The organism is Kitasatospora sp. NPDC051984 (assembly GCF_044593455.1).
Taxonomy (GTDB): domain Bacteria; phylum Actinomycetota; class Actinomycetes; order Streptomycetales; family Streptomycetaceae; genus Kitasatospora.
Genome location: NZ_JBIUCB010000003.1, coordinates 458,080 through 478,245, shown reverse-complemented (window position 1 = coordinate 478,245; position 20,166 = coordinate 458,080). Strand labels below are relative to the sequence as shown.

The following is a 20,166-nucleotide window of genomic DNA, read 5'->3' as shown; positions in this document are numbered from 1 at the left end:
CCGCCAATTCCTCCAATCACTGTCCCGCCCGCGGGCATGCGCAATATGCTGCGAGCGCAGCGCAGGCGATGCCCCGGGCGAGCTCGGCACGCACCCACGGGGGGCTGGGCAGCCAAGCGGCAGGACGGCACCCGGGGACTTGTAGCCACCGGCAGTGACTGTCCGGCGCCGCCATCGCGCGTGACATAAAAGCCCCCCCGGCGCAGCCTGGTTCTTGCTCGCAGCCAGGAGCTGGGAGTCAGATTCCACCCAGGCCTTCATCACTCCGATCTCGGTGGCGCGGCAACCTTATTGACGGCCCGTTAGTGCGTCACCTAGCCTTCACCGCGTTAGGCACCAGGCACCAGGCACCCTTGAACCCGTACACGCCGCTCGAATGGGGAAGAACGTGGCTCTGCGTAAGAAGTTGTCGGCCCTGGCGATAGCCGCAGGTATTTCCGCCACAGGTATTGCTACCGTGGTGCCGGCGAATGCCGCATCGATTCCGGGCGGAAGTCAGGGGTTCTGCGGCGCACAGATCTGCCTCTATTACCACTCGAACATTGGCGGCGCCATGTGGGCCGCCAACGATGCGGAGTGGAAGGACCTTTCGGGTCAGACCTTCAACCGCCAGGGCCCTCTCGGCAATGGAGGGGACGGCTACGGTCTGTCCATCCGCAACAATGCCGCTTCGGTCGCGAACGGTGGCTACCAGACCGTCTACGTCTATGTCTACCGGGCAGTTGACGGCTGGGGCCCGTACGACAGCGTTGGCGCCGGCGGCTACGGCAACCTGGTCGCCACCGCGAACAACGAGGCCTCCTACTCGATCTACAACCACTGACCGCTCGCAGTTGGCGATGCCAGATCCACCCCGGTCCGCTCGAAACGAGAGGCGGGCCGGGGATTCCGATGTCGTGCGCCCCTGCCGGAGAAGAACTTGACCTCCACCACTGTTCGTAAGGTCTTGCTGGCAGCAGCGTGCTGCAGTGCTCTTGTTTCGTGCTCCGGTCCGAGCAGCGCCGTACGCAGTGTTCCCGGTCCGCCGGACCCAGTGCCGTCGGCATCCGCGACGGCTCTTCCCGCAGACCTCTCGCAGGTGTACCTGCCTGTCGAGCAATATCTGCTCACCCCCGCGCAGTTGGCCCAGCTGGACTATGCGATCGGCCTCCTGACACAGGACTGCATGAAGCGGTTTCAATTCAGCCTCGACATACCGGCGGAACTCACCCATCAGCGAACTGGAAGCCAGATTCCCAGGCGGTACGGCCCGTCGGATCTGTCGGAGGCCCAGCAGTACGGCTACCACAGCAGGCCCGACGAGGATCGGGATCTGGCCAAGGTTCCCCCGCCGGAAGATCTTCCTGCTGCCGAGCAGTTCGTTCTGACCGGCAACACGAACACTGCCGCCAACAGTGCGCCCACATTGTCCGGCGGTCTCGATATTCCGCCGGGCGGGTGCCGCGGCGCGGCAGTACGAGAGATCGGCGGCGGTGCCGGATCCTATGCGGGCTCCGAACTCGCTCAGCAGATAGGCGACACGAGCTTCATGCGAGCGAAATCGGACGATCGAGTCACCGCGGTGAACTCTGCCTGGTCGGCCTGCATGAAGACGCATGGCTACGCCTATCAAACCCCGATGGATGCCTTCAGCGATTCCCAATGGAAGGGGTCGCAGATGGCGAGTCAGCTGGAATTGTCCGTGGCCACAGCCGATGTCACATGCAAGCAGCAGACCAACCTCATCGGCGTCTGGTACAGCGTTGAGAGCGCATTCCAACAGCAGCAGATCCAGAAGCACGCCGAACAGCTCGCCCAGGACCAGTCCCGCATGCAACAGGAACTCGGGCGGACGGCTGATGTCCTACGGACCGCGAACAAGCCCGGCACAACAGGCTGACGACGTGCCGCACACTCCGGATCGCGCATTCTCCCGATGTTCGGCGAATACGCGACCTACTGCCCCGACGTCCGGGTGGGCTGCCGCAAGCACTCCAGGAGCCCACCCGGACGGCGAACGTCGTCGGGACAGGTCAGCAGGCCACCGACGTACTCATGACCACCCGGATTTACGCGAGCGGGCTACCGTTCCACTGAGGAGTTTCGTCGTCATTCGCGCAGGCCACTGGGCCTGGCATGGCGAGTCGTTAGGGTGGTATCGCAGCTCATTGCCTTGACCACGGCCGATTGTCGTTCGTCGCTCGATCGCGGGTCGCCTTCCTGGATCCCCTGCACGTTGCGTGCTCGCGCCCCTATCCCGCGAGCAGAGTCATCGCGTCGGCGGGCTCGTGAAGAGAGGGCATGGTCCAGAACCTGATGGTGTGACTACTGGAGCGCCGAGGCGGGTTGAACGAGCGTGCCGAGCGGCCGCGCGAGAACCGCCCCACCACGGTCTCCGCCCCGTAGCCGCCTCAGGCGTTCTGCTCCGCCTCCGGGCCGATCGGCCTGGTCAGGTAGTACTCCCGCACCCGCTCGGTGAGCACCAGACGCAGGGTCGGCTGCAGCACCGGGGCCTCGGGAATCGCGTCCCACTTCATGTAGGGCCACCACCGTCCATGGGCGGCAAGGAGCAGCCGCTCGCCCCGGGCGGTCTCGCCGCGCACCGCGTACCAGCCGGCCATCCAGAGGCACGCGGCGAAGCGGTCCGGCGTCTCACCGGTGCTCTCGACCAGTGCGTGGGCGCGGTCGAAGGCATTCGCACTGAACAGGTCCTGCCAGAGCAATTGCCGCTCCGCCACCGCCAGTTCGGCAAATCCCTTCGCCAGCATGCGCTCCGTCGCCCCGTCCAGCGGCCTGGCCGGACCGCCCCACTCGCAGTGGCAGGGCAGCAGCTCCTCGACCGGGCGCCCGGGCAACTCCTCGGCCACCCACGCCAGATCCTCGGTCAGATTCCGACCGGCCGGGAGCCTCTCCACCAGCGCCGCCAGCCGCGGCCCGGCCGGCCGCCCGGCGTACAGCTGGGCCGCCAGCAAGGCCTCGCGGAACGGCATGTCCTGATCGTACAACTCCCCTCCGAGCGGCCCGTCCCGGACGATCAGCTGCTCGGCCAACTCCGCTGCCTCGGCGAACCGGTCGCGCCAGCAGAGAATCTGAACCGCGGCGGCAGCGGACTCCCACCCCTCGTCCCGCGGACCGTCCACTCGCCGCGCCATCTCCAGCAGTTCGGGCAACACCGCCTCGAACCGGCCCCGACGGGCCAGCGAGATCAACTCCTCGGCGGCGTTCATCCGTCCCCTCCCCTCCCCGCCCCTGAGCCACCTCGGAAACGCTCGAGGCCAGGTGGGAGAGTATTCGACCTGGCCTCGAATCCGGAGGGCCGCCAGGGGATCGAACCCTGAACCTACGGATTAAAAGATCAAGCCCGATCGTGCCCCGCACAGCTGTCATCGCTCATTACGTGCTACTTCTGCAGGCTGGCAGGTTGTGGCGTGCCGCTTGATCCGCCGGTGAAGTAGCTCTGACGCGCGGTCCGCTCACGCATAGCTCACGCACTCGCAGCGGGCCCAGACTCCTGAAGCCACCGATGCCGCGGCCGGGCGAAGGGTCTGACGCGTTCCCTCCACTGTTCCGGTCCGAGCTCGGGATCAGACCTGGACCACATGGACGTCCTGGGCGTCCAACGCCTTCAGGTAAGCCGTGAGGTCGGTCGGGTCACTGGTGAAAACAACAGCGCTGCCATGTCGGGCCGCAGTCAGCGCGACCAAGGCATCCACGGCGTCCGGACGCTTCTTCGGAGGCAGCTCGGCCACAGCAAGCGCGCTACCGATGCGCTGCCACTCCGCCAGATCCGGCCCGGTCGCACACATGATGCAGACCGTCTGTCCAGCAGTAGTGGGACGCATCGCCAGGGCCGAGCTCCGCGCCTGCGGCACCGTACAGTCCTTGAGGGCCGCGGCCATGGCGTGCACAGTGGCAGGACTGGGCCGCCATACCTGGGCCAGTACCGGCCCGAGCACGACCGCGCGATGCGGCGTCTCCTTGAGGCCGGCGTGCAGCCGTACCGCCTTGGGCTTTCGATCAGCGAGCGCGATCAGCATGCCGGTGTCATAGACCGGCACCCGCGTGGTCACGCGGCGTTGCCCGGACGGGCCACAGGAGCATCCGCACCATAGATAAGTTCCATGGCCTCCGCGACCTCCCGGCGCTCCTCCTCCGTAAGGTCTTCATCAGCGACGTCAGGCAGCGGAGGCAGTTCGGCGGCCTCTGCCTCCGCTGCGGCAATCACCGCGTCGATCCGCGCGAACTGCGCCTCAGCGGCTTCCGCCTCGGCCATTTGCCGGGTAGCGGCGTTGACGAGATAAGCCGAAACATCCAGACCCGCGCGCTCGGCATGCTCCCGAATGCGCTCGGCATGATCGCTGTCGAGACTGATGCTGATCCTGGTCTTGGCCATGTCGTTAGTTTATTACGCGTATTACGACGCGCCAAGCGCTTTCCGCTCAACGATCGCCACCGGGGCCCACCCCCTCCGGTCCAGGCTCCGGGACGAGGGGCCCGCTCGTCGCCGGCACCCACCCCGGCGATGTCAGTCGCCGGCCAGACCGTGGGCGCGCCGGTAGTCCTTGATCAGCCCGCTGGCCAGCCGCCCGCGCTGGAGGCTGGCCAGGACGAGATCCGGCACGAGCTCCACCCCAACTCTGGTGGCAGTCTCCGGGATGCCGTCAACCGGATCGAGGATGCCGTCGCCCCGCCTTCAGATCCGGACAGCCGGTTAGCACCCGCTTGACCACCACCGCCCCGCTCGGCTCCGGCCGGCGGGGCGGTTCGTCGTGTCCGGCGTCAGCCCTTCAGGGCGTCGGCAAGCGCCTTCGCCTGATCCGGCGACAGCCGTTGCGAAACCCGCAGCACTGCCGTCTCCCGCACCACGAAGTCGTACTCGACGAGGGCGGGCATGGACTTCGTGACCTTCTCCAGGTAGGCGGCGCGAGCGGTCGCGTCGGCCGCCGACGCGAACACTTCGATGCTGCCGCCGTGGATCACCGCGTCCTCGTCCTGGCCCTCGACGTCCTCGGCCTTGATGCGCGAGTCGTTGAACGCGACCTTCGACGTGTACTGGCCGGGCCTTCCGAGCAGGTGGTTCGGGTCGGTGTCGGCGGTGTATGCCTTCACCTGCTTGATGGTGGGCGCGTGGGCGGTGAGCGCCGCCAGGGCGGCCGCCGCGTCGAGCTGCTGCTTTGCCGGTGCCGGTGCCGACGCAACAGGAGTGGATGCGGCTGGCGCCGCGGTGTTGCTGGAGTCGGTGCTGCTGCTGCAGCCGGTCACGATGAGGGCGATGCCGGCGGTGGCGGCGGTGGCGGCGGCGAGGACGGTGCGGCGCATGGTCTCCCCTGGGGTGGTGGCGTACGGAGGGACGGTACCGGCCGGGGAGGAAGCGTGTACTTGATGTGCTCATCTCGTGACACTGCCCTGCCCATTCCGCAGGGGCCCCACTACGCTGCCCGCATGACGATCGAGGCAGTGGTGTTCGACATCGGCGAGACCCTGACCAGCGACACCCGGTACTGGGCTGACTGGGCCCGCTGGCTGGACGTTCCAACGCACACCATGTCCGCGCTCGTCGGCCACGTCCTCGCGCGGGGCCTCGACAACGCCGAGGCGATCCGAATCCTGAGGCCGGGCTGCGACGTTGGCGCCGAGTGGCGGGCCCGCCAGATCGCCGGGCAGGGCGACCACCTCGAGGAGAACGACCTCTATCCCGACGTCCGGCCGGCGCTCCAGCAGTTGCGCGACGCCGGGGTTTGGGTGGGAATCGCTGGCAACCAGAACGCCCAGGTGACCGACCTGCTGCGAGGGCTCGGCCTTCCGGCCGATGCGATCGCCACCAGCGGCGAGTGGGGCGTCGCGAAGCCGAGCAGCGCGTTCTTCGACCGGGTCGCCGGGTGGGCCCCGGCCCCGCGACACGAGATCGTCTACGTCGGCGACCACCCTGCGAACGATGTCACCGCCGCCCGCGCTGCCAGCCTGCGGGCCGCACACCTGCGACGCGGCCCGATCGGCCTGACCACGCCAGCGCCGGATGCCGACTGGACCGTGGATTCGCTGACCGAGCTCGCCGACCTGATCATCCGTCAACGCCACTGAACCGCCCCAACAGTGGCGTTGGGGAGGTTCGCACCCGAGATCGTGACAGCGCGGGTACCGTGCCCAGAATGCCCGCCGCCACCGCCACCCACCTCGGGTACCGCGTAGCCGCTGCCCGCGCCGCCATCGGCCTGACCCGCCGCGAGACCTACGAGGCCTCCGGTGTCTCGGTCAGCATGATCCGCGCAGTCGAGGGCGGTACCCGCACACCGAGCGACACCGTGCTCGAAGCCCTGGCCCGGGCCCTGCACACCACCCCGGAGTATCTGGCCGACGGTCCAGGCCGTACGGACTCCCGAGTACACCAGGCCATCCCCGCACTCCAGGCCGCGATCACCACCTATGACCTGCCGGAGGACGGCCCGGTGCGGCCGCTGCGCGACCTCGCCGCCGCCGTAGAGGAGATGACCACGGCCCGGGTCAACTCCCAGTACAGCCACGTTGCCGAGCGGGTCCCAACCCTGCTGGAGGAGCTGTTCCGTGCCGTCGACCAGGCCGACGGCGCCGCTCGCCGCCGAGCCGCCCACCTGCTCGCGCTGGCCATCCGGTCCGCCGACGCCGCGGCCTACAAGTACGGATACCGCGACCTGTCCGGCAGACTCATCGAGCTGATGCGCTGGGCTGTCGCCATCGCCGAGGACCCGGCGCTCACAGCCGTCGTGGCCTACGTCCGTACCGAGGTCTTCTTCGCCGCCAACCGGCTGGCTTCAGGCCTACGCGCACTCCAGCGGGCCGCAGACCGAATGCCGCCACCCACCACGGTGCCACTGGCTGCCGCGGCCGCCGCCCTCCACATGCGGGCCGCCGTCGTGGCAGGCCGGGCTGGCAGCGCCGACGATGCGCGCGTGCACCTGGCAGAAGCCGAGCGGCTCGCTCGTGGCGTCCCGGAGCGACTGTACGACGGGACTGCGGTAGGCCCGGATTCCGTGCGCATCCACCAGCTGGCAGTCGCCGTCGAACTCGCCGACCCTGCCGATCTCGGCCTGGCGGTGGCGGAGGCCGGCCGTTGGGCGCCGTCTCGGGACCTGCCGGCGGAGCGTCGGTCGCACTACTACATCGACCTTGGACGCGCTCAGATAGCGCTGGGTCGCCCCCAGCACGCCCGCGAGTCCCTCCTGGTGGCCCGTCGGATCGCCCCGCAGCATGTCCGTGAACATGGCCAGGTGCGTACGGAGCTGGCCACTTTGGTCCGGCTCAGTCGAGGCCGTGACGATGAGCTGCTGGCTATGGCCAGGTGGGCAAGGGCCGTCTGACGAGTGACACAGGTTGTGTCACTTCGGGCCCATCCGGCCGGGGATCGTAGAGGACGTGACAGCAACCCCCCTGCCCAACCAGGGCATTAGCCCTGCCCGCCTCCATGGCGAGGCCTGCATCGTCTGCGGCTCGGCTGAGCCCCCACTCCACCCCAACGGCATCCTCACCCTGCCAGGAGAATGCGAGGGTGTCGTCCACGACCACGAGACGGTCGTATGTACCTCGCATCTGGAAGAGGCGCACCGTGAGTAGCCTGCAACGGGACATCACCGAGTGCCCGCCTGCTACCCATGACGACTGACGCGACATTCGCGGATCGCATCCGCCGGGCCGTCGCGCACCCGGTAGTCGTACGCATCCACCTCGACACGGACGACTACTGCTCGGCCGAGTGCAGCTTCGGAGCGCACCACGCGTGCCCGGGCGGACTGCGGGTCGGCCTGGTCAGTGGCGAGATCGTGCGGCTGCACTGCCAGTGCATCGCGCAGGAGTGCGCATGCTGGCTGCGCCGGTCATCCGTAGAACAGGCGCCAGGTTTGGATCTGGAGCGCTCGGGCAAGGGCTGACAGGTCATCCACCGTGGGCGGCGTAACAGCGCGCTCCCACAGACCGACCGTCTGCCGATCCCTGCCGATCACCTCGGCCAGCCGCTCCTGGCTGAGCCCACGCTGGTGTCGGAAGTGGCGGATCCGCTCGGCGACTTCACGACGTTCGCGCGGCTGGTGGGCGTCAGGGAGAGGCTGTGGCACCTCTTGACGCTCACGCGCCGATGCTCGAACGTCTGTACACCAAACCCACCGCTAGATCGAGCACCTGATCGAAATGATGGCTGACTGGCTGCCACCCCGATGCCGTCCAAGACGCCCCGCTCCACCAGCGCGAACTACCACCATCACATGGACTCCCAGACCCTTCGGGCCAGCAAGGAGCCAGCAGAAGACCAAGACACTCTCACCCTCGCTTAACGTGAAAGCCCCTCATCGACCAAATCTGGCTGGTGAGGGGCTTTCATGTTGCGGTGGGCCGCCAGGGGCTCGAACCCTGAACCTACGGATTAAAAGATCAACGTCGTTCGTGCTCCGGCGGGTTGGAGCAGGTCATTTCCTGCTATGTCGGCAGCGTGTCGGCGTGTGCGATGACAGCCCATCCGGCACCGGACGGCCGCTGCCACGCAGTCCGCTCACGCGTCGCTCACGCAGGAACATCCCCGGCGGTGCTGGAGACGCGGGAGGCCGTGGGGTGTCGATGCCGAGGCCAACCAACGGGGCGGGGGCGGCAGTCCGGGCCGGCCCGCCTCCGGGGCGGGCGACGCGAATCAGGCCGATCACAGCTTCGGCCTGGGCGCGGTCGTTGTGGATGCCACCAGCCGAGGCCGTCGCAGACCGGGGGGTCTTGCTGGTCGACCCTCCGCACGAGGGGCCGGGCGGGAGGTACCTGTGCGCGGCGTGCCTGCGACGGTGCTCCGGTGGGTGCGGGGACCGTTGTCCGGAGTGCGCCGTGCGCCGGCGGTCGGGCGTCGGGAGCACTCAGTGCTCCGGGGTCGGGTACAGGCTGGCCAGGGGGTTCTCATAAGTCCCGGCGGGCATGCAGTCGGGGGCGGGGCTCTGCATCAGACCGGCCCGCAGTTCGCGGGAACTGTGCTCCGGGTCGGTCTTGGCCAGCGGCAGGTAGATGAAGAGCCGCAGGTCGGTCGGGATGGCGCTGGGGCGGATGGTGAGAACCTGCCGGGCGCCGTCCGAACCGGCTTCCCCCCGCATGTCCCAGCCGAAGGCCGACAGCGGGTCCTGGTTCGCCTTGGCCACGGTCTCCGGCGAGTAGGAGGGCATCGTAGGGTCGGGGGCGTGGCAGCCGGGCTCGCCGGCGTAGACGCGGCTGCGGACGCCGACCCGGTCCAGATCGTGCTGCAACTGGGTCGCGTCAATCGGCTTGTAGCCGTCCAGGATGGTGAGTTTGACGAGGTCGTCGCTGCTGCCCTGCAACGTGTACGCCACGGTGGTGACGCTGCCCAGCCCCTCGCTTCCCGGCGCGGCCACACTCGGGAAAGGCGCGGCGCGGTGGCCGGGCACCACGGCGAGCGCGGCCCCCGCCACGGCAGCGGCCACTCCCAGCGGGAGCACCACCCGCAGCATCAGGGTCCGTCGCTTGGTCGCGGGCCGGGGATTCTCGATGATGGCGCCCATCAAATGTTCCTTCAGTAGGAGCTGGCGGCGGCGAGGAAGTTCCGGATCGCCCGCGGCCGGCAGCAGCCGGGCCAGTTCCTCCCGCTCAGCCTGCTGGGACTGGTGCTGGGGGGTGGCGCTCATCGGATCGTCTCCTTGGTCGACCGGACCGCGAAGGCGCGGTCACCTGTTACCTGTCCGCGCTTGTCCGTGCGTTGCAGATTGTTCGCGGAGCGCTTCGCCTCCAGTTCCTTCGCGGTGAGGTTCCGCAGCCGGCTGCGAGCGCGGGAGAGCCGGGAGCGGATCGTCCCGATCGGCTTGCCCAGTGCCTCGGCGACGGCCGCGTGGTCAAGCCCCTCCCACACGCACAGCGCGAACACCTCCCGGTCGGCCGGGCACAACTGCTCCAGCGCGGCCTTCGCCGCGGCGATCTCCTCGGCGTCGGCCATGCGGCTGGTCAGCTCGACGGCGAAGTCGGGGGCGACTTCGCGCGGCGGAAGCGCGGCGAGTACCTTCCGATGACGGCGGGCGGCCCGGCGGGTGTTGCGGATGACGTTGGTGGCGATGCCCAGCAGCCAGGGCCGCAGGCTCTCTCCCTCGGGTTCGACCCTGGTGCGAAGGCGCCACGCCTCCAGAAAGGTCAGCGAGACCACGTCCTCGGCAACGTCCAAGTTCCCCGTCATCCGAACGGCGTGCCGGTACACCGCGCGGGCGTGGTCCTCGAAGACCTGCCCGAACGCCCTCGCATCCCCAGCCCGTATTTGAGCGCGTATCGATTTCTCCACGCCCGTACCTGTCCCGCCGCGTCCGGCCGTTGCCGTGACCCGCGCCACACGAACACCCCGGCCTCGGCGATGCCTTGTCGCCCCTCGCCCAGGGGCCGCACGTACGAGATGGTAATCCCGCCGCGCCAGCCGTCCGCAGAGACAATCGGCGGCAGCGGGTCGGGCCGACTCATGACTCGGTCAAAAGCTGTCGGCCTTGGCGGAGGCGCGGACACCCGGGGTTCGGCCGGCACCGTCCGGCCACCGAGCGGGCGCTCCGGCCCGCACACCGCGTCGGTGACCGGGCTCCCGGCCATCCGCAGCGTCCGTCCCACCGTGAGGAGTTGGCTGCCGGAGCGGACGACGTCGCCGATCAGGGCGGTGCGCGGAACGGTGATGGCGATGCCCTCGATCTGCCGGTGGGAGCCGTACGGCTTTGGCAGACGACGCACAAACCCGGCGGGCAGGCCAGTGGCGGCCGACAGGGCGACGACCAACGGGATGCCGCCCAACTCGATGCCCGCCAGGACCTGGGCGCCGGCGGGCATGAGCTCGGCGGGCGCCCTGTCGGTGTCGCGCAGCGCCGCCGGGTCGGAGGCGAGGCGCACGCCATGTGGCACCTCATGGCCTTCTGCGGCCCGCGCCGCGGTGAAGCCTGCGGCCTCTGCTGGTCAGAGACCGTCTCGACTCCCTTCCCTCGCCGTCAGCACCCAGCTTGTTCAGGGCGGTTGGGAGGCCGAGGAGTCCATCCGCAGTGCGCTCACGCAGATGCCCCGAGAACGCAGCAGCACCCCGACCACTCGAATTGGTCGGGGTGCTGCACTGCAGGTCGGAGGCGGTACTACCGCCACGTTCCAAGTGGGCCGCCAGGGGCTCGAACCCTGAACCTACGGATTAAAAGTCCGCAGCTCTGCCAATTGAGCTAGCGGCCCGGTGGCAGGCGTGGGCCTCGTGGGACAGCACCTGCCGGGGTGATCCTACCTGGTGCCCGGCGGGAGTTGGCCAGCGGATTACCGGGCGGGTCGGCGGCGGGGCGGGGCGGGGCCGACGGGCGGTCAGGTGGTGGACAGGTGGGCGGCGCGGACCTTGCGGAGCCAGCTCTCGGCGGGGCGTTCGTCGGGTGTGGTGGGAAGTACGCCGGGGCGGTCGAAGCGGGCTTCGGCGTCGGCGAGCAGGGCGGTGGCGTCCTCGGGGCGCTGCGCGTACTGCTCGCCGAGGGCGCGGACCCGGTCCGGGTCGGGGAGGCGGATCTCCAGGTGGCCGGTCTCGTGCAGGGTGACGCCCTGGCGGACCAGGCGGACCAGGTGCCGGGCGTGCTTGGCGGCGCGGGCGGCGCCCGCCGGGTCGGCGCGGTCGCGGGCGGCGAGTTTGCGGAACTGCTGCCGGGCGTAGCCGAGGTAAGCAGAGCGCACCGCCGGGCCGCTCAGGAAGGTCTCCCGGAGGCCGATCAGTTCCTCGCCGAGCGGCGTCCGGACTTCGTACAACTCTTCGGGTAGCCAGACCAGTTCGGTGGCGGTGGGGTTGCCGGAGAGGGCGAGCCGGCACCATTTGGCCGCCTCGTGCAGGGTGCGGTCCGGGGCGGTGGTGACGTGCGACTCGGCGGGCCGGTGCAGGCCGTGGAAGGCGACGGTGGGCGCGGCGAACAGGCCGAGCCGGTCGAGGTCGGAGCCGGCGTGGGCCAGGCCGTAGGCGGTGGAGCCGACGATGCCGGAGAGCAGGACGTGCACGGGAGATCACCTCAACAAGAGCCGTCCCGGCAGTCTCGCCCCGAACGACCCGTACGCGCGAGCGATTTCCGACACGGCCGAGGGCGCTCCGCCCAGCAACGCCCCGTACGCGCGAGCGATTTCCGACACGGCCGAGGGTGCTCCGCCCAGCAACGCCCCGTGCCGATACTGGGCGCATGGCGAACGGCGAGATCCCGGCGGCGAAGCTCCGGGCCTGGTGGGCGCACCGGCAGTGGCTGGACGGCGGACTGCACCAAGGGGCGTCCCCAGCGCAGGTGCTGGCGGCGACGGGGTGGGCCCGTTCGGTGGGCGGTGCGGCGCCGTACCTGGGGCTGTTCGCGCGGGCGGGGCTGGGCCGGGCGGCGGTGGACGCGGCGCTCGCGGCCGCGGAGGTGCAGGAGTTGCCCGCGGCCCGGGGCTGTACGTACGTGCTGCCGGCGGAGGACTTCGCGCTGGGGCTGGCGGCGGGCGCGGGCGTCGCGGAGTCGGAGATCGCGGCGGCGGTGCGCCATCTCGGGGTGACCAGGGACGAGGTCGAGCAGCTCTGCCTAACGGTGTCCGAACTGCTGTCCGACACCGAGCCGTTGGGCCCACAGCAGATCCGCACCCTGGCCGGCCCGGCGGCCCGCCCGCTGGGCGAGACGGGCCGCAAGCGCGGCGTGTCGACCACGCTGCCGCTGGCGCTGGGCCTGTTGCAGTCGCGCGGGATGATCCGCCGGGTGCCGGTCAACGGGCGCCTGGACCAACAGCGGTACGGCTATCTGCGCTGGGACCAGGCGGTGCACGGCGAGGCCGCCGACCTGGCCCGGCGCTACTTCTCCTGGGCGGCGCCCGCCTCGGTGCGGCACTTCCGCTGGTTCTCCGGCTTCAACGCCGCCACCGCGAAGGCCGCACTGGCCCCGCTGCACCTGGTCGAGCTTCCCGGCTCCGAAATGCTGCTGATGCCGGCTGAACTCGCCGACGAGTTCCACGAGTTCACCGTCCCGGAGCAGCCCGCGTACGCCCTGGTGGCAAGCATCGACGGCCTACACCTGCTGCACCGCGACCTGCCGCGGCTGATCGACGAACGGGACGCCAACCGCCACGCCCCGGCGTCCCGGACGGGGCGGAGCTTCGGCAGCGAGGCCGACCCGTCGACCCACCTGGTGGTGGACCGCGGCCGGATCGTCGGCTTCTGGGAGTACGACCCCGAACAGCGGGAGCTGGTGCACCAGTTGTTCGTGCCGATGGACGCCGCGCTGCGCGCCACCATCGACGCCGTCGAGACCTTCGTCCGCGAGGAGTTGGGCGACGCGCGGAGCTTCGGCCTGGACTCGCCGAAGAGCCGCGCCCCGAAGCTCGCCGCGCTGCGCACCGCCAGCCGCTATGCCACGCCCGGGAGTTCGAGCGGCAGGTAGCCGAACCCGGCGGCGCCCGGCCGGGCCCGGCGCAGGCCGTCCAGCAGCACCGGCGGCGGGGAGGCGTACAGCGTGGAGTAGTGGTGCTGGCCGAGCGCCGGGTCGTTGGCCCAGGCGGGGCGCTCGGTGGCGGGGGTGGTGGCGAAGTGCCCGTCCGCGCCGTTCCGGTTGCCCCGGCCGTCCAGCCGGACCCACCACGAACTGCCGGGCAGCAGAACGCCGTTGAGGCCGTGCAGCACCTCCAGCCGCTGATAGGCGAGCCCGGCAGGGATGCCGTTGGCGCGCAGCAGCGCGGCCAGCAGGTGGGCCTTGCCGTGGCAGATCGCGTTGCCGGCGGCCAGCACGTCCGAGGCCCGGTAGGCGGCCGACCAGTGGCCGACGTCGGCCGAGTGGTCGATCCGGTCGCGGACGAAGCCGAACACCGCCTCGGCGGTCGCCACCGGGTCGTCCTGCCGCAGCGCGGCGGCACGCTCCAGCACGGCGGGGTGCCGGTGGTCGACCACCTCGTCGGCGGCCAGGTACGCGTCGAGGGCGGGGTGTTCGGCCCGGAGCAGGCCGTGCGGGGAGACGGAAGGGTCCATGGCAGTGATGCTGCGTCGCCGACTCGCCGCCGGGCAAAGGGATTTCACCCCATGGACTACCGTCTGCGGCATGGTCTCCGTGAACGAAGGGACGGGCGGCATGGCACAGCACGAGGTACTGGTGGTCACTGGCGGCGGGCGCGGCATCGGCGCGGCCACCGCCCTGCTGGCGGGCGAACGCGGCTACCGGGTGTGCGTCAACTACCGCGCCGACCAGGCCTCGGCGGAGGGCGTGGTGGAGCGGATCCGCGCCGCCGGCGGCACGGCCGTCGCGGTGCGGGCGGACGTCAGCACCACCGCCGAGGTGGAGCGGCTGTTCGACACCGCGGAGCGCGAACTCGGGCCGCTCACCGCGCTGGTGAACAACGCGGGCACGCTGGAGAAGCAGTGCCGGCTGGACGAGCTCGACGAGGACCGGCTGAACCGGATCTGGGCGGCCAACATCACCGGCCCGTTCCTGTGCGCGGCGGCGGCGGTACGCCGGATGTCCACCCGGTACGGCGGCCGGGGCGGGGCGATCGTCAACGTCGGCTCTGCGGCGTCCCGGCTGGGGTCGCCCGGCGAGTACGTGGACTACGCGGCGTCCAAGGGCGCGCTGGACTCGATGACCACGGGCCTGTCGCTGGAGGTCGCGGCCGAGGGCATCCGGGTGAACACCGTCCGCCCGGGCCTGATCTACACCGACATCCACGCGCTGGGCGGCGAGCCCGGCCGGGTCGACCGGGTCGGCCCCAACCTGCCGATGGGACGCGGCGGTCGGCCCGAGGAGGTCGCCGAGGCGATCCTGTACCTGCTCTCCCCCGGCGCCTCCTACATCACCGGCTCCTTCCTGGACGCGGCCGGCGGTCGCTGACCCGCCATCGGCCCGTATGAACATCACGCATTGCGGCGATACCGGTTCGGTCAACGCCCCGGCGTGTCACCGCCCACCGCCCCTACGGTGGGCGGCATGACCGAGACCGAAATCGCCGCCGCGCCGTTCCTCGACATCCCCGACGTGCTCAACCTCCGCGACGCCGGTGCGGGGGTGTACCGCCCCGGGCTGCTCTACCGTTCGGCGAGCCTCAACCGGCTCACCGACGAGGGCGCCGCCCGCCTCGCGGAACTCGGCATCCGGACGGTCGTCGATCTGCGCAGCGCCGCCGAGCTCGAGATCTGGCCGGACCGCCCGATCGGCGAGGACGTCCAGTACCTGCACCTGCCGCTGCTCCCGGACCCGGCCACCACCGACCTGGCCTGGCCCGAGGACCAGGCCGCGCTCTACCCGTTCATGGCCGAGACCGGCGGCGTCGCGGTCGCCGCCGCCGTCCGCGCACTGGCCACCGGCGGCCCGGTGCTGGTCCACTGCGCCGTCGGCAAGGACCGCACCGGCCTGACCATCGCCGTCCTGCAGACCCTGGCCGGCCTGCCCGAGGGCGCCGTCATCGCCGACTTCCTCCGCTCCAACGTCGGCCTCGGCCTCGACAACGGCCCCGTCCCCTACCTGGACACCGCCGGCGCGGAACGCCTCTCCCGACCCATCGAGGCCGCCCACCTGACCGCCGCACTGGCCCGCGCCCAGGAGCTCCACGGCACCCTCGAGAACTACGTCCTCAACCACGGGGCGTCCGACGCCGACCTCGCCGCGCTGCGCGCCCTGCGCCCGGAGTGAGCTGACCCGCGGTCCGCCGTCCCGTTCCCTCCCGGCGGCCCGACTCGTTGGTCGCGTTACGGTGGGCGGTGCGCGCGTCGGTCACGAGCTGCAGCGCACGCCCACCAGGTACGTCCAGCAGGTACGTCCACCAGCCGTCCGAAGGAGTCCGTCCCATGGCCCGCTTCCCCGCCACCGCCGCCGTCGCCGCCGCCGGTCTGATCGGCGGCTACGCCACCGCCCGGTTCAGCGGCCGGCGCGAGCTGGGCGGCGCCGTCCTGGCCGTCGCCGGGACGGCGGCCGCCGTGCGCTGGCAGCGCCGCGCGGGCACGCCCGTCGCGGTCGGCCTGACCACGCTGTACGTGGCGGCGTTCGGCGGCTCGCACCCGCTGGCGAAGAAGATCGGCGCCTGGCCGTCCGTCCTCGCCGTCACGGGCGTGGTCGCGGCCGCCTCGGCGATCGCCACCCGCGACTGACCCCCGCAGGCACCGAACCACGCCACGCAGGCCGGTCCGCCGCCACCTCGGCGCTGGCCACCGACGAGTAGGCACCGGACAGCGAACCACGCCGCGAAGGCCGGTCCGCCCCTCGGCGTCGGCCACCGGCGCACAACCGCAGGTCAGGCACCGAACCACGCCACGCAGGCCGGTCCGCCGCCACCCCAGAGCTGGCCACCGACGAGTGAGCACAGGCCGGACGGCGAACCGCGCCGCGAAGGCCGCTCCGCCCCTCGGCGTCGGCCACCGGCAAACAACCGCAGGTCAGGCACCGAACCACGCCACGCAGGCCGGTCCGCCGCCACCCCAGAGCTGGCCACCGACGAGTAGGCACAGGCCGGACGCCGAACCACGCCGCGAAAGCCGGCCCGCCCCTCGGCGTCGGCCACCGGCAAACAACCGCAGGTCAGGCACCGAACCACGCCGCGAAAGCCGGTCCGCCGCTCGGCGTCGGCCACCGGCGAACAACCGCAGGTCAGACGCCGAGCCGCGCCGCGCAGGCCGGTCCGCCGCCACCTCGGCGCTGGCCACCGACGAGCACAGGCCGGACGGCGAACCACGCCGCGAAAGCCAGCCCGCCCCTCGGCGTCGGCCACCGGCGAACAACCGCAGGTCAGGCACCGAACCACGCCACGCAGGCCGGCTCGCCGCCACCTCGGCGCTGGCCACCGGCGAGTAGGCACAGGCCGGGCACCGAACCACGCCGCGAAAGCCGGTCCGCCCCTCGGCGTCGGCCACCGGCGAACAACCGCAGGTCAGGCGCCGAACCGCGCCTCGAAGGCCGCCCGGTTCGCGGAGGGGACGCTGCGGTCCCAGACCGCGAACACCACCCGGTCGAAGGCCGCGCCCCACGCGTCCAGGGCCTGCCCGAACGCGTCCGCGACCTCGGCCGGGTCGTTGCGGAACACCCCGCAGCCCCAGGCGCCGAGCACCAGTTCGCGCGCCCCGTGCCGGGCGGCCGCCGCCAGCACCCGGGTGGCCCGCTCGGCCAGCACCGGCCCGAGGTCGAGCGCCTTGCCGGGCGAACGCAGCGCCAGCTGGCCCGCGTTGGGTGCCGGCGAGGTCAGGAAGCCGAGCCGGTGCGGCCGGGCCAGCAGCTCCCCGCGCCCGTCCCGGATCACCGGCACGCCCGGCGACCAGATCACCCGGTGGCTGTAGTGCAGGTCGCTGGAGGCGCGGTGCGCCTCGTAGTAGTCGGGGGCCTCCAGCAGGCAGCGGTACAGCAGTGCCGTCCGGCAGACGTCCTCCTCCTGGGCCTTGGCGCCCCGCAGGTACCCGCCGCCGGGGTTGCGCGCGGACGCGAAGTTCAGCACCGCGACGCTTCGCCCGCCGTCCGCGACCAGCCGCTCGGCGGCCTGCATACTGCCCTCGCCCGTCACCTCGGCGGCCCCGCGCAGCGGCCCCGGCCCGGCCCCGAACTCGGCCTCCGGCGGATAGGACACCGTCCCCGCCCGGGCCTCGGCCAGCTCCTCGGCGATCCGCACGGCCGTGCCGTCCGCGCACCGGTACTCGCCCCGGTCGGCGATCTCCTCGTTCTGCGTGGCGAGTGCCCGCTGCCTACTACTCATGCCGGGCACGCTAGCTCGCCGACTCCCGGCCCCACCAACGGATTTCCGCCCGCCCGGGAACGCGGACGGGCCCGCCCCACCGAAGTGGAGCGGGCCCGGCCAGTGCTCAATGCAGAGCGTCAGTTCTTCCAACGCGGCTTGCGGTCGCCGCCGTTGAAGCCACCGCGGTCGTCACGGTTGAAGCCACCGCGCTCACGGTCGCCACCGAAGGAACGGCCGCCACGGTCATCGCGGTTGAAGCCACCCTGCGGACGGTCGCCGCCGAAGGAACGGCCACCACGGTCGTCACGGTTGAAGCCACCCTGCGGACGGCCGCCACGGTCGCCGCCGAACGAACGGCCGCCACGGTCATCGCGGTTGAAGCCGCCACGCTCACGGTCGCCACCGAAGGAACGGCCGCCACGGTCGTCACGGTTGAAGCCACCGCGCTCACGGTCGCCACCGAAGGAACGGCCACCGCGGTCATCGCGGTTGAAGCCACCCTGCGGACGGCCGCCACGGTCGCCGCCGAACGAACGGCCACCGCGGTCGTCACGGTTGAAGCCGCCACGCTCACGGTCGCCACCGAACGAACGGCCACCACGGTCATCGCGGTTGAAGCCGCCACGCTCACGGTCGCCACCGAACGAACGGCCACCACGGTCGTCACGGTTGAAGCCGCCACGCTCACGGCCACCACGGTCGTCGCGGTCGCGGTTGTAGGCGGGGCGCTCGCTGCGGGCCTCGCGGTAGGACGTGGTGCGCTCCTCGGCCACCGGCTCGGCCGCGGCGGCCGGCTGCTCGGCGGTCTCGGTGCCGGCCTCGGCGGTCGCCTCGTCCGTCTCGACCTCGTCCTCGATGCCCAGCTCGGCACGCTCGCGGGCGGCACGGGCGGCCAGGCGGTCGGCCTCCTCGCGCAGCTCGTTGGCGCGGCGCTGGAGGCGCTCCAGCTCACGGGTGAGCTCGGCGACCTCGCGCTCGGCGGCGCCGGCGATGCCGGACGCGCTCTCGGCCTGGACCTCGACCAGCGAACGGGCGCCGGTGATCTTGGCGACCTCGGCGTCGAAGGCGTGGTCGAGGATGTGGCGCGAGGCGTCCACGCCCGCGTCCTCCATCAGGCGGAACACGCCGCGGCGCTGGTGCGGCAGCACCAGGGTGACGACGGTGCCGGAGCGGCCGGCCCGGGCGGTGCGGCCGGAGCGGTGCAGGTAGTCCTTGTGGTCACCCGCCGGGTCGACGTTCAGCACCAGGTCGATGCCGTCGACGTGGATGCCACGGGCGGCGACGTCGGTGGCGACGACCACGTTGAGGTAGCCGTCCTTGAAGTCGCCGAGGACGCGGGTACGGGCGCCCTGGGTCATGCCGCCGTGCAGCGCGTCGGCCTTCACGCCGGACTCCACCAGCTGCTGGGCGACCCGGTCCGCGCCCATCTGGGTGCGGACGAAGATGATGGTGCGGCCCTTGCGGGCGGCGATCGCGCTGGTGATCGGCGCCTTGTCCTTGGGCTTCACGACCAGGATGTGGTGGGTCATGGTGGTGACCGCGCCGGCCGACGGGTCGACCTCGTGGGTGACCGGGTTCTTCAGGTAACGCTTGACCAGGGTGTCGATCTCGTTCTCCAGGGTGGCGGAGAACAGCAGGCGCTGGCCGCCGGCCGGCACCAGGTCGAGGATCTCGGTGACCTCGGGCAGGAAGCCCATGTCGGCCATCTGGTCGGCCTCGTCGAGGACGGCGATCTCGACCTCGTCCATCTTCGCGGAGCCGCGGTTGATCAGGTCGCGCAGGCGGCCGGGGGTGGCGACCAGCACGTCCACGCCGCGCTCCAGCGCGTAGATCTGGTTGGACATCGAGGTACCGCCGCAGACCACCTTCAGGCGCAGGCCGAGCACCGAGCCGAACGGCTCCAGGGCGTCGGCGACCTGCATGGCCAGCTCGCGGGTCGGGACCAGGATCAGACCGCGCGGGTGCTTCGCCTTGGTGCGCTCGCCGCCCGCCAGGCGGGTCAGCAGCGGCAGGCCGAAGCTCAGGGTCTTGCCGGAGCCGGTGCGGCCGCGGCCGAGGACGTCCTTGCCGGCCAGCGCGTCCGGGATGGTCGCGGCCTGGATCGGGAACGGGGTGGTGACGCCGCGCTTGGCGAGCGCCCGGACGACCTCGTCGTGCAGACCGAGGTCACCGAAGGTGATGGTCGGCTCGGCGTCGGTGGCGTCGGCCTCGGCCGCGTCGGTGTCGGCCTCCGCGGCCTCGCCGGCGTCGGTCAGCTCGGCGAGCTCCGCGTCGAGCGTGTCGGTGTCGAGAGAGTCGGTGTCGGCGGCGTCGGAGCCGTTCGCGGGCATGGCGAAGCGGGCGTCGTCAACGAGAGACATGCAAAACCTTCCGGAAGTGGCACGCGCCAAAGTCCGGGGGTCTGTTGGAAATACCGCCTCTATGCGGTCAGCCACGGATCGCCGGAACGCGCCAAGGGCGCTCAAAGGTGTGAGGAGCGCCAGCCAAATAGGATCAAACGAACGATCTACCACCATAGGGGAGCCTACGGATCAGAGGCAAATCCCC

At 71.2% G+C, this 20,166-nt stretch carries 21 protein-coding genes and 1 tRNA gene; 9 read left to right on the top strand and 13 right to left on the bottom strand.

Annotation, left to right across the window (positions count from 1 at the left end):
* The first annotated feature begins 376 nt into the window (after window positions 1-376).
* Window positions 377-823, top strand: coding sequence for a peptidase inhibitor family I36 protein (locus tag ACIHEI_RS08830; RefSeq protein WP_396606138.1), 447 nt, complete (start codon window positions 377-379; stop codon window positions 821-823).
* A 255-nt stretch (window positions 824-1,078) separates the two neighbouring features.
* Window positions 1,079-1,879, top strand: coding sequence for a hypothetical protein (locus tag ACIHEI_RS08825; RefSeq protein ID WP_396606137.1), 801 nt, complete (start codon window positions 1,079-1,081; stop codon window positions 1,877-1,879).
* A 511-nt stretch (window positions 1,880-2,390) separates the two neighbouring features.
* On the opposite strand, the gene ACIHEI_RS08820 is transcribed toward ACIHEI_RS08825, so the two are convergent.
* From ACIHEI_RS08820 to ACIHEI_RS08805, 4 genes are all read right to left on the bottom strand, one after another.
* On the bottom strand, window positions 2,391-3,206 hold the full coding sequence (locus ACIHEI_RS08820) for a hypothetical protein (protein ID WP_396606136.1): 816 nt from the start codon (window positions 3,204-3,206) through the stop codon (window positions 2,391-2,393).
* A 357-nt stretch (window positions 3,207-3,563) separates the two neighbouring features.
* Window positions 3,564-4,049, bottom strand: coding sequence for a hypothetical protein (locus tag ACIHEI_RS08815; protein ID WP_396606135.1), 486 nt, complete (start codon window positions 4,047-4,049; stop codon window positions 3,564-3,566).
* Complete coding sequence (locus ACIHEI_RS08810) at window positions 4,046-4,372, bottom strand: ribbon-helix-helix protein, CopG family (RefSeq protein ID WP_387640482.1); 327 nt, start codon at window positions 4,370-4,372, stop codon at window positions 4,046-4,048. Before ACIHEI_RS08810 ends, ACIHEI_RS08815 begins: the two co-directional genes overlap by 4 nt.
* A 386-nt stretch (window positions 4,373-4,758) precedes the next feature.
* The gene (locus ACIHEI_RS08805) at window positions 4,759-5,298 is read right to left on the bottom strand and encodes a hypothetical protein (protein ID WP_396606134.1); all 540 of its coding nucleotides are present in this window, start codon (window positions 5,296-5,298) and stop codon (window positions 4,759-4,761) included.
* Between the two features lie 123 nt (window positions 5,299-5,421).
* On the opposite strand from ACIHEI_RS08805, the gene ACIHEI_RS08800 reads away from it, so the two are divergent.
* The 3 genes from ACIHEI_RS08800 (at window position 5,422) to ACIHEI_RS08790 (ending at window position 7,880) form a co-directional block, all read left to right on the top strand.
* Entirely contained in the window at window positions 5,422-6,060 is a 639-nt protein-coding gene (locus tag ACIHEI_RS08800; RefSeq protein ID WP_396606133.1) for an HAD family hydrolase, read from the top strand.
* Window positions 6,061-6,128: 68 nt separating this feature from the next.
* Window positions 6,129-7,313, top strand: coding sequence for a helix-turn-helix domain-containing protein (locus ACIHEI_RS08795; protein WP_396606132.1), 1,185 nt, complete (start codon window positions 6,129-6,131; stop codon window positions 7,311-7,313).
* A 291-nt stretch (window positions 7,314-7,604) separates the two neighbouring features.
* Window positions 7,605-7,880, top strand: coding sequence for a hypothetical protein (locus ACIHEI_RS08790; protein WP_387867054.1), 276 nt, complete (start codon window positions 7,605-7,607; stop codon window positions 7,878-7,880).
* Here ACIHEI_RS08790 and ACIHEI_RS08785 read toward each other — a convergent pair.
* From ACIHEI_RS08785 to ACIHEI_RS08760, 6 genes are all read right to left on the bottom strand, one after another.
* Window positions 7,827-8,063, bottom strand: a complete 237-nt coding sequence (locus ACIHEI_RS08785) for a helix-turn-helix domain-containing protein (protein ID WP_396606131.1) — start codon at window positions 8,061-8,063, stop codon at window positions 7,827-7,829. The two genes, ACIHEI_RS08790 and ACIHEI_RS08785, sit on opposite strands and share 54 nt — an antisense overlap.
* Window positions 8,064-8,840: 777 nt before the next feature.
* Window positions 8,841-9,617 carry a hypothetical protein gene (locus ACIHEI_RS08780; RefSeq protein ID WP_396606130.1) on the bottom strand — a complete coding sequence of 259 codons (777 nt, stop codon included), beginning with the start codon at window positions 9,615-9,617 and terminating at the stop codon, window positions 8,841-8,843.
* The gene (locus tag ACIHEI_RS08775; protein WP_396606129.1) at window positions 9,614-10,156 is read right to left on the bottom strand and encodes an RNA polymerase sigma factor; all 543 of its coding nucleotides are present in this window, start codon (window positions 10,154-10,156) and stop codon (window positions 9,614-9,616) included. Before ACIHEI_RS08775 ends, ACIHEI_RS08780 begins: the two co-directional genes overlap by 4 nt.
* Window positions 10,153-10,845 (bottom strand): hypothetical protein, encoded by a 693-nt coding sequence (locus ACIHEI_RS08770; RefSeq protein ID WP_396606128.1) that lies wholly within the window; start codon window positions 10,843-10,845, stop codon window positions 10,153-10,155. Before ACIHEI_RS08770 ends, ACIHEI_RS08775 begins: the two co-directional genes overlap by 4 nt.
* Window positions 10,846-11,096: 251 nt before the next feature.
* Window positions 11,097-11,169, bottom strand: a tRNA-Lys gene (locus ACIHEI_RS08765).
* Window positions 11,170-11,292: 123 nt separating this feature from the next.
* Window positions 11,293-11,964 (bottom strand): DNA polymerase beta superfamily protein, encoded by a 672-nt coding sequence (locus tag ACIHEI_RS08760; RefSeq protein WP_396606127.1) that lies wholly within the window; start codon window positions 11,962-11,964, stop codon window positions 11,293-11,295.
* Window positions 11,965-12,140: 176 nt separating this feature from the next.
* On the opposite strand from ACIHEI_RS08760, the gene ACIHEI_RS08755 reads away from it, so the two are divergent.
* A complete protein-coding gene (locus tag ACIHEI_RS08755) occupies window positions 12,141-13,361 on the top strand; it encodes a DNA glycosylase AlkZ-like family protein (RefSeq protein ID WP_396606126.1) in 1,221 nt (406 codons plus the stop codon).
* Here ACIHEI_RS08755 and ACIHEI_RS08750 read toward each other — a convergent pair.
* The gene (locus ACIHEI_RS08750) at window positions 13,328-13,942 is read right to left on the bottom strand and encodes a transglutaminase domain-containing protein (RefSeq protein WP_396606125.1); all 615 of its coding nucleotides are present in this window, start codon (window positions 13,940-13,942) and stop codon (window positions 13,328-13,330) included. The two genes, ACIHEI_RS08755 and ACIHEI_RS08750, sit on opposite strands and share 34 nt — an antisense overlap.
* 70 nt (window positions 13,943-14,012) lie before the next feature.
* On the opposite strand from ACIHEI_RS08750, the gene ACIHEI_RS08745 reads away from it, so the two are divergent.
* The 3 genes from ACIHEI_RS08745 to ACIHEI_RS08735 all read left to right on the top strand — a co-directional run bounded on the left by ACIHEI_RS08745 (window position 14,013) and on the right by ACIHEI_RS08735 (window position 16,048).
* On the top strand, window positions 14,013-14,795 hold the full coding sequence (locus ACIHEI_RS08745; protein WP_396606124.1) for an SDR family oxidoreductase: 783 nt from the start codon (window positions 14,013-14,015) through the stop codon (window positions 14,793-14,795).
* A 96-nt stretch (window positions 14,796-14,891) separates the two neighbouring features.
* Window positions 14,892-15,593 (top strand): tyrosine-protein phosphatase, encoded by a 702-nt coding sequence (locus ACIHEI_RS08740; protein ID WP_392955135.1) that lies wholly within the window; start codon window positions 14,892-14,894, stop codon window positions 15,591-15,593.
* A gap of 155 nt (window positions 15,594-15,748) precedes the next feature.
* Entirely contained in the window at window positions 15,749-16,048 is a 300-nt protein-coding gene (locus tag ACIHEI_RS08735; protein WP_387640457.1) for a hypothetical protein, read from the top strand.
* 776 nt (window positions 16,049-16,824) lie between these two features.
* Here the strand turns inward: ACIHEI_RS08735 and ACIHEI_RS08730 are convergent.
* Together ACIHEI_RS08730 and ACIHEI_RS08725 are read right to left on the bottom strand one after the other, a co-directional pair.
* Window positions 16,825-17,637 carry a TIGR02452 family protein gene (locus ACIHEI_RS08730; RefSeq protein WP_387640455.1) on the bottom strand — a complete coding sequence of 271 codons (813 nt, stop codon included), beginning with the start codon at window positions 17,635-17,637 and terminating at the stop codon, window positions 16,825-16,827.
* Window positions 17,638-17,756: 119 nt separating this feature from the next.
* The gene (locus ACIHEI_RS08725) at window positions 17,757-19,979 is read right to left on the bottom strand and encodes a DEAD/DEAH box helicase (RefSeq protein ID WP_396606123.1); all 2,223 of its coding nucleotides are present in this window, start codon (window positions 19,977-19,979) and stop codon (window positions 17,757-17,759) included.
* Window positions 19,980-20,166 lie beyond the last annotated feature (187 nt).